The following is a 12,087-nucleotide window of genomic DNA, read 5'->3' as shown; positions in this document are numbered from 1 at the left end:
TTAGGTCTGGGACAGGCCGAATCGACGCCCGTGGAGACTGCGACCGCTGTGGAAACCGATGGAGGACAGTCTTCGTCGGTTCCTGTAAGTCGCGTCGTTGAAACGGGAAGCCTCGGGGCTTGACCCCGAGGCGGTTCACGACGCGCTTGACATCCTCCCACGGCTGAAGCCGGGGGATTCGTCCGCGTTTACGCGGAGGAGGATGTCAACTGTAGCGACGCCGGACACCCAGCGCCGGCGACGACAGTTTCTCCATGACAGAAAATTCGGGGCGAAAACCTCGCCTTTCAGGTCAGGGAGGATGTTAAGGTCGGTTTCGATGATGAAGGATAGTGGACTACAGACCTGCGTTTCCGGCACTGAAACGCGACAGTACAATTTTGAATCAACCGCATCAGTACCTATCCGGATGCTGGGGGGGATACAATCGAAAGAGCTGGCACTGCTGGTTTGGTTGGTGGCGACGTTCGCTATTGGAACAGTGGTGTATTCGCCGTTGAATGGGCTTGCGCTCTCTGTGCCAACGACCTGGGGATTGTGGGCGCTGTTGATGTTGCGTGAGAGAGAATAGAACATTCGTAATCAGAGGAGGGCCCAGGATAACTTGCGTCGAATTTTTGAAGGAAGCTAGCCCAGATTCGTGTACACCCGTCGTGTCTGTGCGGCGACAACAACAAGACCAACACCGACGGCGGCGAAGACAATCGGGACTCCCAACGACGTGCCCCGAGCGGTGACGCCGGCAAAGTCAGCAACGAATCCACCGTTGAGCGGACCGATGTACCAAAGTCCGAGATACAACGCTTCGAACAGCCGAGGCGATCCAGTCCATAACCCAGCAGCGAGTGCGAGCGACGGCGGGAAGATGACGAGACCCGTCACTCCGATGAGTGCGGTGGGACCTCCTGTGGCCACAGCGATCGCAAACGCACCGGCCCCGACGACGATGGTGATTAAACAGCCGGCAATCCACTCGCCGACAAGCTGGCCAACCGGGTAGTCGGACGTGAGAACTTGAGGGCGAATCCCATGACGAGCGGTCTGTGAGCCGATCTGTGACCAAACGAAGAGTGGCCAGACCGCGACCAACGAGAGCAGCCCCCGGGCAGCTCCCTCAGTGCCACCACCAGTGAGGGCGATTCCAGCTGGCACGACCGCCAACAGCCCCGCACCGAGATACCACCAACGCGGTTGTCCACGCAGGAGACGACGAAGTTCCATCGTGAGGACGCGCCGAAACCCGCCGGCACCACGACGGGTAACCGGAGGAATCGTGACATCATCACCAACAGGCGAAGGGGACACAGCCGGATCAGCCGTGTCTGTTGGAGTTTGTGAATTGGACGCTGTCTGTGTCGCAGTCTCAGGGGGAGTCTCGTCGAGCGGGAGGCGCCGACGTACCTTCTCCACTACCCCGCCGGTCGTCCGAAACCAATTAAACGGCAGTGCCGCGACAAGCGTTACGGCCAGTCCGACGGCGACAGTACCCAATCGCTGAGCGAAGAACCACGCCGGCCACGGGCCTCCCTCGTACCGGAACGTTTGCGCGTTGGATCCACCCGTTCCGAAGTTCGCGAAGCTACTCTCGAATCCCGGCACAGCGGCCTGTATTGATTCGAAGGTGAGATCGTACGCGAGGGTGAGCCCGACAATATCGAGCGCTTTCACAGTCGTCGGGACAGCGGCCGGGACTGCCGTTTCCGGACGCGCCGACTGTGCGGAGAGCAAGAAGATGGCCCCGAAAAAGTACGCTATCGACCGAGGGTTCCAGCGAGCAGATTGATCGTGCCAAACAGCATCGCGACCGCGCCAACAAACACGGTAAGTGGAACGACCATCACAAAGACTGGCCAGCTGATGGCAATTGGGTCGGTGGCACCGACCCCGTAGATCGAGTGGTTGACGACCGCTGCGCCTGCGAGTACCGCTGCGGTGAGAACGCCGACGGCGGTGTTGCTCAGTAGTTTTCCGAGTAGGTACACCGGTTTACTGGTCTGTGAACTGGTTACCACCGGGAGGTGCCCGTGGCGGTCATCGCGTTCAAGCGACCCGCGAAGCACGTAGAATCCGGCCAGAAGCATGACCGCTGATCCGGCCATCCCAGCGTTGAGCCCGACGAGGTGAGAGGTCAGCGCGCCGTTGACGTTCGGCCCGTTGGAAACCGTATAGAAGACGCCAAACGAGCCCGAGTTGATCAGGTATCCGACATAGATGACAACGGCAAAAAAGATGAGTAGCTTTCGCGACCGAACACGAGCGATAATGTCAGTCCGAGCAATATGATAGGCTCGGCGGACGTCAGTTCGCATGCGTAACCGTTTGGAGATATGCGTCTTCGAGCGATGCGGTGACCTGCTCGGCGTCGGTGGTCGGCGGATCCTCCGCGACGAGCCGAACATCGACGCCGTCTGCCCGTTGGACGGTGTTACAGATGGGGAACTCTTGTCCGAGTTGCTCTAGCGTCGACTGGGAGACCCGGCATTCGTAGACATCGCCGTCAACGGACTTGATCAGCGACTCGGTTGGTGCGTGGGTGAGTAACTGCCCGTCTTCTAACACGGTAACCGTGTCAGCTGTCGCCTCAATGTCCGCGACGACGTGTGTCGAAAAAATCACGACGCGATCATCAGCGGTGTCAGCCAGCGCATTACGCATGCGAACGCGCTCCTCCGGATCGAGGCCGACGGTTGGTTCGTCGACGACCAACAGCTCGGGGTCGTTAAGCAACGCTTGTGCAATCCCTGCCCGCTGCCGCATACCACCAGAGAACGTGTCGAGGCGCCGATCACGCACGTCGGTGAGGTTCACGAGGTCGAGCAACGCTTCGATCCGCGCGCTCGCCGTTTCGGAATCAAGCCCCCGTAGCGCCGCCACGTACTCGAGATACTCCTCAAGCGTTAACGTCGGATAAGTGTCGAAATCCTGTGGCAGATATCCGAGTAGGCTTCGGACGACACCGGGCGATTCGCTCACCCGAGTTCCGTCCCAGTAGATCGCTCCTTCTGTCGGGGGCGTCACCGTCGTGAGCATGCGCATGAGAGTAGACTTCCCAGCACCGTTCGGACCGACGAGGCCGTGTACACCAGCACCGAGCCGAAGGGTAATGTCTCGAACCCCCCAAAGACCCTCTGAGTACTGCTTGCCGAGCGATTCTATCTCAAGTCGCATGTGTGCCCCAGAGTGTCGAGATGACATATACATGGGTCCGGTGTTTCTGGGCCAGTGACAGAGCCGGCATAGGTCAGCAAAGTCGCGAAATTGGTGTTTCACGTCCGGTAACGGTGACTCAACTTATTATGGACTGGATTTCCACCGTCTGTACATGCCCGCAAAAGAGGTTTACCGCGCTGCGCATCGCACAACCGACCACTCAGGAAACCCAGATACACGTCGGGTTAGTGGTGAGAGTCTGGTACTGAGGAGTTACGACGATAGTACCCACAATGTTCACGTCACAATCACCGACGACAACGGCGAAACCGCGTTCACTCGGACCGTCTCTGTCGGTCCACAAGACACCGTCAGCATCCAGACACGTCTCGAACGCGCAGTCTACCGAGTAGATGTCCGACTGGATAACGGTGTGGGTGACCGCGCAGACTGTCTTCTCGGCAGCGACCCGAATGAGTGTGCCAAGATCGAAACTGGAAACGGAGTGGTTAGTGTCGTTGAAGGCTATTTTTGATCGGCTGGTGTGCGCGGCGAAGAGCTACTGAGAGTTGAGAGTTAGTCTCGTTTTAGGGGGCAGATGGCTGACTCTGTATCGTCTCCAGAACTGTGACTAACCCGTTGGTTTCCCCTGAACACACGAATAGCACCGGCAGTTAGCCCTATGGAATATTAGAGCAAAAATCCACGCAGCGGCTGATGAACCGATGCTAAGCCGTCGCGTTCTCTGGCGGCTCAGGCGGCTCGGGCGGCGTCGGGCCACCGGGCGGCATACCCCCACCCGGTGGAGTCCCGCCGCCCGGTCCGGTCGGCGGTCCGAACGACACGTCAGGCGCGTCACCGCTCACGAGGAAGTCAGCGAGGTTCCCGATGAAGACGCCGTTATCGGCGCGACGGGCGTTTTCGGGCGCGAAGAAACTCGAGTCTCCAACTACTGCGAGAGACTCGCTCCGTACTGCGACCGTGTATGAGCCAGACTCCCGAGTGGTCGAAAGACGCGACGTCTCCGCCGTGGTGAGCGTTGCTGAATCGTCAGCAGAGCCAACGGACGCCGCGCCACGAAGGATGACCTGCTCAACCCCCTCAGTAAGCGGCGTCGACTCGGGCGGCTGTACGAGGACGCTGAGGTAGCCCGCGTCGTTGTGCTCCATGTCGTACACGTAGCCGGCGTCGCCGTAGACGCCGAACGGGGATCCGAAGTCGGTCAATGCCCCGGCGTTGCCTGGGTCACTCGCGACGAGGGTTCGGCCGCCCGCCTCAACGAACGAGTTGACGGCATCAGCATCTGGTCCCGAGAGTGCGCTGGGGGCGGTCGTCACGAACGCGTCCGCATCAGCGAGCAGCGACTGGAGCCGCTCACCGCTTCTGATTCCGCCGTAGAACCGAACCTCGTGGCCGTTCTCGATGAGTGTCGAGGTAAGCGGTGTGACGCCACGCCGGGCGCCACCGAGCGTCCCAATATCTGCCTCCGTGGGGGCATTACCGTCCTCAATCGGAAGCACGGGCAGCCCGCCACCGGCGCCAGTCGTACTGCTTCCGAGGTGGACGACGACCGTGTTCGACGGCTCGCCGCTCTCCATTTCGATGTCACCGCCCTCGCTGACGGTTTCCGGTTCGACGGAGTCGAGCCGCCAGTGGTCGTCTGTAACAGGCTCCGTATCCGGTGGGGCCGTATCTAAGAGGACGCCCCCGGCTGCGGCGACGCCGACAACAGCCAGGAATATGAGCGCGAATGCGCCGATTGCCGTTCGGAGATTAACGCTCATGCGGGCTCACCTCCGTTCGTCGCGCCGGTATCGTCGTGTTGCGTGCGGGCGTCGTCGGCGTTCGTCTCACTACTGAGTTGGTCCGTGGGCAGTCGTCCAGTGTAGCTTGTCATGACTATTTCCTCGCCGACAGTCTCGTCCCATGTTTGCGGTGCCACCGCGAGGATAAGATCGTCGTTGAGATCGCTTTCAGAGTCGTCGACAACGACGACAGTACTGTCGTCCTGTTGTAAGAGCGGAATGCCCCCCGGAACGCGATTCTCGGTACGACGCGTGTCGACCGCGTAGTCGTCAATACCGGCTTCAGTTGCGGCATCAGCGACTGCTCCATCGACAAAGCCAAATCGATCTGCGAATCCGTTGGCAACGGCTTCGGTTCCGAGATAAGCATCGGCGTGCGCGATCGCTTCTCGGTCAAGCTCGATCTCTTCGCCGCGCTGTTCGATCACGTTCTCGATGAAGAGGTTGGCGAGCGTTTGTCGCCGCTCGCGTTGTGTGTCCGGATCGCTACCTCGTTTGTCAGGGCCGGTCGTACCCGCACTTGGCCCGTTTGGAGCCGGCGCGGCCCCCGCAACACCGACGCTACCGACCGCCTGCGCGGACGGAGCTACGTAGATGCGATCGGCAGGCGCAATCGCGAGATACGCGCCGGACGCTCCGAGCGTATCTACTGCGGCGTATACCGGCATCACCGAGGCAGTACGGTCGACCGCAGCGTACATCCGTTCGCTCTGTGCAGGCAGGCCGCCACCGCTGTCAACTTCCAAGACGACCGCCTGGATGGAGTCGTTCATGCGGGCGTCTCGGAGGTTGTCTTCGACGTGCTGTGCTGTCGACGAGTCTATCGCTCCGTCGATTTCGATCACAGCGACGGTGCCGTCGGGACCGGTTACGGCGCCGTACACGCTGGGAGCGACGAACAGCCCCGCAGCAAGCGCCAGTATCACTGCGACACCAACGGCGTGTCGAGTGGTCAGCCGGTCGACAACCGATCCCGACTCGGAGCGTGGCGGAACACGGTCGGAAGTTGTCGGCGAGTGGCGCTCGGTTCGTGTGTCCGTATCCGGCGTCGATTCATCTGGAGATTCTGTGGGGCCCTTCTCAGAACTCATTGCCCTGTCCTCGCTCGGTCTCGCGGTCGTATTTGGAGGTTTTGTCGGTCTTGCATCGTCGAACTGATTGTGCGGTAATAGAGTACCGCTGTAGCTGCGTTGGGGTCATGCGGCAACCGATGCCGTGTGTCGAGAGTGGACGCAATGTTGGAACTCATGAGTCTGACAGCGACTCGACGTCGCCGACGGTCACCCCCGCCAGTTCGGCATGTGGCGCAAATATATCGCCGTCGGCGGCAGTTTCTAGTATTACTGTACGCCCGTGTCTAGAGACGGTTGCGTCACTAAACGAGGACTCTCCCTCGCGTGCGGCGCGCGCAATCGCCTCTGCTGTCTCTCTGTCGAGCCGTTTCGGATCGGCTACTGCGCCGTACCGAAACGTCGTCATCGGAGTATCGGCAGTGTCATGCTGGCTTGTCGGGGGCGTGGCTGACAGAGACTTCGAAGGCCCTGAGCCGTCTGGGGTCACACTACAAGCGACGCCAACTGCGGCTGCCGCATCAACCGCCGTCCGGAGCGCTTTTGGTGCGTCCGAGAGGGTGCGTCGCAGATACTCCCGCGTCTCTGTCCCCAAGTCGACACAGACCGTCGCGTCTCCGTGGAGCCGTGACGGGAGCGATCCGTAGTCTGTGTCTGTCCGTGAGTACTCCGTGTCGTGACCGCTGATACCAGCGTCGCGGTGGGCCACCGCACTGCTAATCGATGAAGCGTGCCCGATGACAACTTCGTCCGCGCGGACACCAAGCGTCGTGGTGGTGCGTTTCGACTTGAACCGGGTAAAGCCGGCCTTGGTGGCTGGCTCTCGGATGAGATCGGCGTCTCGAGTGAGTTCTCGACGGAGTGTCCGTGCGTCGATGTCACCGACGATGACACCACAGCCCTCAGGGCCGTCTGTCGTGAGTGCGGTTCCGCCAGCCACCTGTTGGAGTCGGTCAAGCGATACACTGTCGTACCGAGAGAGGAGGTCACGGATCGGGGCCGCAACCCCCTGTGGGACCCCCGTCATCGTTACTAGGCGCGGGTTAAACCGCGCAGTAACCACGGTGTCAACCCCCCGTGATGTAACTGTGGCCGGCTTGTACGCCCCGTTAGCAACTGCTGAGTGGGGTTGCTGCGGAGGGCTGTGCTTGGCCGAGCTACCTGTCGCCGCTCCCGTTTCACCGGATCCGTTGATTGCGAGCGTTCCAGCGGGCGGGGGTTCTGAAGTCAGTGCTCCAATGGGCCTATTAACACCGAGCCCGGTTGCCACGAGCGCACCTAAGCGCCTCGCGAACGTCCGTTTGGAGGGCATCGTTTCAGAAGACGTGCGCTCGGTGATAATGCTCCGAGACGTGTTTCAGGTTCGGAAGCACATCCGTCGGGCGCGTGTTCATCAACCAACGCAGGGAGGAAGTGTGAACCGCCTCGGGGTCAAGCCCCGAGGCACTCGCCTTGTTTTCTCTGTAGAACTAAGTTACGGGAGCCGTCTACAGTTACTTTTCCAACTTTTCCGTGACAGAATCTTCTTCCAGATGCGATTGCGCGTCATCTCTGTCGGACTCAAGTAGTCGTTCAACTTTGTCTTCAAATTCCGCATCGTTGAGCTCACCGCTGGCATATCGTTCTTGGAGTGTTGACAACGCATCATCCGTAGAGTCGGTGTTGCGGCCGTCGGTTGGAACATCACCCGAATCCGCGGCTGCCCACAGCGGGTACTGTTCCGGGTCGTACTCGTCGGTGTCAGGCGGTACCTCCTTGATCGCAAATTCAAGAACGCCAGACACGATCATTCCCGCGATCAACGCCATGTACCACACTGCCGGAGTGAGTACATACACTCCGGCGACGGTCACAAATCCGGCCACAAGTGAGACCGGGTGATCGTCCAGTTGGTTGAAGATGGAGGGCATACACATGCCGACAATTAGCGGTTGTAGCTGAAATACATACGGCTAAATGTTTTCCACCAAAGGCGTACTACCAGCGTACAAAAGGCTGATGCCCCCTGTCCCTCCGGCCCTCAAAGGAGGTTCGTCCCCGTAATCTGCGGAGGGCATCAGCAACTGTGTGTATGGTATCATTTCACAAAAATCGGTCGACGCTCAAGCGCTCAGTGTAGACCCTGTGTAACTAGCGTACGCTAATACCGAAGATATGCTCCGCTACCGACACAGATCGTGGCGATGAGTAATAATCCACCACTGAGAACACCCCTCAGCCTACCTGAAACTCCAGAGCTTTCGACGATGTTGAACGCCCCTTGAAACACGATTAGTTGGAATACTAGTAGAAGACTTCCCCCGGAGACCAACAACTGGCTCTTCGAGCTTCTGTCCATAGTTCAGCCAGCATCCGGCAATTGTATAGGTGTTACCTGTACTCTCTGGCTCAGAAACAGATAATGTTCCTAGGTTTAACGCTTACTATTCCTGATCAACAACGAATATATTCTGCTCCACCCCCACGGATTACTCTCAGCGCAGTTCCAGCGTGCTAGAGTTTCCTTACGGCGGAAACCGCGGCGAAGAGGGTGAATAGTCCACCGAGTACAATCGCAATGATCGGTGCGTTCGACGTTTGATTTTTCAAAAACGCATCTCCCGGCTCGTCGGGAGAAACATATGCGGTTGTCTGTGCCCCCTGTTCGTACTCCTCAATGGCTGATTCGGCGCCCGATTGCGTCTCGTAGTTCTGTTCAAGATCTGCGGGGTATATTTTTGTCCCAGTATATTCATTTCCGTTATACGTGTACTCAAACTCAACCACCGGATCGAAATCGGCGCCCGGATTTGATGACGTTCCGCTATCAGCCTCGATATCGAGTTCGGTGATAGTCGCATCAACCTCGACTGATTCTCGGACTGCCTCCGTCTGTTGAACGTAATCGTATCCTCCGTAGCTGGCGATAGCAATCCCAATGAGGATGTACAATAAAGCACTCTTGAGGCTATCGGGACCCTTAACATTCACACCTGAATCGTCGTTCATACTGTCAATCACCACGAGGCCGCGTACAATGAGGAGAATGTCGGACGTTGCTGCGGGGTTCAGCTGACTGTAGACGCATCTTCTCACACCACCGAGAGCGGTATGACAGACGAAGTAGCGATACCCGCTGTATGCGTCGTCCGAATGTCCGAGTGTTCTGTCGGAGGGCTGAATACATCAAGTCGTCTTTCAGACACCTAGTAACTAAAAATGCTGGCTCTGTTAAAAACCATTCAGCAGATGATATATCGTGATCCAGTCGTTGTCAATTTGAGTTGCTAGGGATAGCAGCCCCACTCTGTGAGCGCAGAGTGTGGGCTATGTGCCAAGAGCGGAACGTTTGTCGGCCTCGTATAGGTATCTCGATAAGAGAGACGGACACCGTGGTCCAGGTGGCCCAGGCTGCTACGACGCTTGATACACCTCACCCGAATGCTCTCTTTTCATTGTCACACGTCGGAGACTTCCACGTCTCTGAGGACAACCTCAACGGCTGTCCCGCCGAGATCACTCTCATCGAAGGAGAGTGACCCGCCCATGCTCTGGACGGCCCAGTTGGTCCCCCAGAGGCCCAAGCTACTGGCGTGTTCGAAGGGGGTCTCGACGCCCCCCTCGATCACTGCCCGCTCTGACTCTGGTATCCCTGGACCATCGTCCGCGACGACAAGACGGACGTCCGCCCCGGTCCGTTCTACACGAACCACGACGCGTGGGGACTCCCCGTCGTTGTGTTCGACTGCGTTCTCGACGAGGTGATCGATCACGTATCGGCATCGTTCCGGGTCGATGTTTACCGTCACGTCGGGGGCAGTGAGGGTCACGTCGGCGTTTACACCAGCCGTTGCGTCGGCGACGACATCTTCGAGAAGCGGACGTAAGCTGACTCCGGTTCGATCGGCCGCGGACCGCTCCATGAGATCTTGGACCCGCCGTGCCTCCGCGCTCAGTGCGCTCAGTCTGTCCGCGCCGTCGACGGCCGGGGCGAGGTCGGCCTCCTCCGCGTGCGCCCGTATCACGTCCAGTTCGTTCCTGACGTTGTGACGGAGGATGCGGTTGAGTACCGCCAGCCGCTGTCGCCTGATTTCGCGGTTCGTCACGTCGATCAACATGACGGTGTAACCGAACGTCTCCCCGTACTCGTCGACAAGCGGCGAGACGCTCGGTTCGAACTGTCTGTGGCCCGTCGTCGTCCGGCAGGTGATAGTATTGAGTTCGGTCAGGGATGTCACCGAGTGATCCGTGACATCGGCCAGCGTCTGTGCGCCGCCGAACATTTGTTCGGCCGGTTCGTTGACTCGGACCACCCGTGCCCGGTCGTCAAGGACGAAAATCGCCTCGTCGGTCTCTGTCAGTGCCGCCCGCTCACCCAGTCTCCGGGTCGCGGGGACGCGCGTCACGACATCATAGCGAAAGATCCCCAGCGTGAGGCTGGCGGCGACCACGAGAAACGTACTCCCGATCAGCACGTCGTTCAACAGCGGCGTCGTAGGACGGGTCGTCTGAACGGTAAAGATGAATCCGGCGATCGGTATTACGACGAGGAGACTCTGTACCGTCGACAGTCGGTCGTGTCGATACGTCGCGACGACAACTCCCCCGATCAGTGCGAACACGAGGGTCAGGAGTACCAGTGTGGCCACCGACTGTGCCGTTTCGAGCGTCTGGAGCGCCTCAGTACCCACCAGCGAGGTCGTGATCCACCCCTCCTGTATCAGTCGTCCCAAAAGGTTCACACCGACGAGGATAGCCACGGCCAGCGTCACCGCGAGTACTCGTCTAGGTGTGATGTACCGCCCGATCCCGATGTATCGTGCTGCGAACGTCATCCATGGAACCGCCAGAAGGAGGACTGCGGACCCCAGTGGCAGGTTCTCGAGTGGCGTCACTGCGTGTAGCCCGGCGTATCCGACCCCGAGGAGCGACACCACCCCGGCGAGGACGACGAACGGCCTAGCGAGCCCGGTGCGGGCATCCCCCTGCCGGAGTCGTCGGTACGCCGTCACCCCCACTGCCCCGGCGACACCGCCACTCACCGCTGGAATACCGACCCTGAACAGCCCCAGCGGATCGAGTTGAATCACCGTACTGTGTTGGGTGGCTTCAGTATCAAAGCGGTTGTGGACCGACCGTCTCCGGACGAAGCTCAGCAACGCACAGATTATAGAGACTAGAAGGCGAATACGCCCGCCTTTAGGCGGGTGATGAAGCCGACATGGCGGGAAGCAATCCACTGGCCGAACGTCTGTACCGAGTTTCATATACGGAGATTTAATTGACAGGCCGCTCTATGCGAAGGTAGGAATCGGTCGGAACGGAGCGGATTCCGAACCGTCCTCCAGAGGCGGCCTGTCCGCCCGCGTAACGAGGCAGTATCTAAAAAGGCAGTCGGTGAACGTCACATCCTCGAAGGGTGTGTCTCTGTCGATTGCTCAAAGCGATTCAGACGATACCCCTAATTCCGATGATGTCTGCTGGCGTCCCCGTGGCAAAAACAACACTGGGACGCAGTACACGGCCGAGGATAGGGGTAACGGCCAGTTGGCATGGCCAGCAGTCCACCAGTCCGACACTGTGGGACTACCTATGCCCGAAAGGTCTGGTAGTCAACTGATTGGACTGTGAACCTGAAACTCCCACCGCTCGGGATTCCTCCGCGTTTACGCGGAGGAGGATGTCAAATCGACGACGCAATCTTTCTGGTCGACGGCGCGCTGTGGTTACACGCGCCCTGTCATCGTCACAGGCTTCGACTCCAGCACGTTACACATGGGAATCGCAATGCCGTTGAACGTATGTTTAGTGAGGTAAAATAGGGTGACAGAAGATTTGCCACAACATTTATTTTGTGAATTCAGATCTGAATCACCCGGAGAAATGTGCCTGCGCATTGAACACCGGGAGTTCTACTAATTCAGGGAGACATTCGGATCGTCGTGCGAGATACAGCGCGCGAACGTGGCACGTCGCAGTGACGAAATCGATATATATCGATTCGGTCAGCGTAAATACCTACTCTAACACACGTTCACTCTCGGTCTTTCGCTGTTCCGGTTCTTCCGTTTCGATGAGTTGAT

General features: G+C 58.9%; 11 protein-coding genes and 2 pseudogenes. 3 read left to right on the top strand and 10 right to left on the bottom strand.

Translation table 11 applies throughout. The features are described 5' to 3' along the window. Positions 1-123: pseudogene (locus tag B9H04_RS19670) on the top strand (RNA-guided endonuclease TnpB family protein); the annotation flags it as partial. A 504-nt stretch (positions 124-627) separates the two neighbouring features. Here the strand turns inward: B9H04_RS19670 and B9H04_RS16095 are convergent. Genes B9H04_RS16095 through B9H04_RS16090 form a run of 3 tightly spaced genes read right to left on the bottom strand, consistent with a single transcriptional unit; the run spans position 628 to position 3,168 of the window. After that, a complete protein-coding gene (locus tag B9H04_RS16095) occupies positions 628-1,728 on the bottom strand; it encodes a hypothetical protein (RefSeq protein ID WP_248648705.1) in 1,101 nt (366 codons plus the stop codon). Between the two features lie 23 nt (positions 1,729-1,751). Further along, positions 1,752-2,309 (bottom strand): hypothetical protein, encoded by a 558-nt coding sequence (locus tag B9H04_RS19310; RefSeq protein WP_248648706.1) that lies wholly within the window; start codon positions 2,307-2,309, stop codon positions 1,752-1,754. Next, positions 2,299-3,168, bottom strand: coding sequence for an ABC transporter ATP-binding protein (locus B9H04_RS16090; protein ID WP_049933327.1), 870 nt, complete (start codon positions 3,166-3,168; stop codon positions 2,299-2,301). Before B9H04_RS16090 ends, B9H04_RS19310 begins: the two co-directional genes overlap by 11 nt. Positions 3,169-3,322: 154 nt before the next feature. Here B9H04_RS16090 and B9H04_RS18355 point away from each other — a divergent pair, with 154 nt between their 5' ends. Then, complete coding sequence (locus tag B9H04_RS18355) at positions 3,323-3,685, top strand: hypothetical protein (protein ID WP_139835136.1); 363 nt, start codon at positions 3,323-3,325, stop codon at positions 3,683-3,685. Positions 3,686-3,878: 193 nt separating this feature from the next. On the opposite strand, the gene B9H04_RS16085 is transcribed toward B9H04_RS18355, so the two are convergent. From B9H04_RS16085 to B9H04_RS16055, 7 genes are all read right to left on the bottom strand, one after another. Then, entirely contained in the window at positions 3,879-4,934 is a 1,056-nt protein-coding gene (locus B9H04_RS16085; RefSeq protein ID WP_049933328.1) for a DUF4350 domain-containing protein, read from the bottom strand. Further along, positions 4,931-6,046 carry a S49 family peptidase gene (locus B9H04_RS16080; protein ID WP_080508719.1) on the bottom strand — a complete coding sequence of 372 codons (1,116 nt, stop codon included), beginning with the start codon at positions 6,044-6,046 and terminating at the stop codon, positions 4,931-4,933. Before B9H04_RS16080 ends, B9H04_RS16085 begins: the two co-directional genes overlap by 4 nt. A 154-nt stretch (positions 6,047-6,200) precedes the next feature. Continuing rightward, on the bottom strand, positions 6,201-7,052 hold the full coding sequence (locus B9H04_RS16075; RefSeq protein ID WP_308200962.1) for a hypothetical protein: 852 nt from the start codon (positions 7,050-7,052) through the stop codon (positions 6,201-6,203). 466 nt (positions 7,053-7,518) lie between these two features. Further along, positions 7,519-7,935, bottom strand: coding sequence for an SHOCT domain-containing protein (locus B9H04_RS16070; RefSeq protein ID WP_176454953.1), 417 nt, complete (start codon positions 7,933-7,935; stop codon positions 7,519-7,521). A 230-nt stretch (positions 7,936-8,165) separates the two neighbouring features. Further along, positions 8,166-8,363 carry a hypothetical protein gene (locus B9H04_RS16065; protein WP_080508721.1) on the bottom strand — a complete coding sequence of 66 codons (198 nt, stop codon included), beginning with the start codon at positions 8,361-8,363 and terminating at the stop codon, positions 8,166-8,168. 155 nt (positions 8,364-8,518) lie between these two features. Next, positions 8,519-9,013 carry a DUF3592 domain-containing protein gene (locus B9H04_RS16060; protein ID WP_049933333.1) on the bottom strand — a complete coding sequence of 165 codons (495 nt, stop codon included), beginning with the start codon at positions 9,011-9,013 and terminating at the stop codon, positions 8,519-8,521. Between the two features lie 449 nt (positions 9,014-9,462). Next, the gene (locus B9H04_RS16055; protein WP_049933330.1) at positions 9,463-11,094 is read right to left on the bottom strand and encodes an ATP-binding protein; all 1,632 of its coding nucleotides are present in this window, start codon (positions 11,092-11,094) and stop codon (positions 9,463-9,465) included. A gap of 594 nt (positions 11,095-11,688) precedes the next feature. Here B9H04_RS16055 and B9H04_RS16050 point away from each other — a divergent pair. Next, a pseudogene (locus B9H04_RS16050) lies at positions 11,689-11,823 on the top strand (IS6 family transposase); the annotation flags it as partial. Between the last annotated feature and the right edge of the window lie 264 nt (positions 11,824-12,087).

Origin of the sequence: Halorubrum ezzemoulense DSM 17463 (assembly GCF_002114285.1) — an archaeon.
Classification (GTDB): Archaea; Halobacteriota; Halobacteria; order Halobacteriales; family Haloferacaceae; genus Halorubrum; species Halorubrum ezzemoulense.
This window is presented reverse-complemented; position numbering and strand designations above follow the sequence as displayed.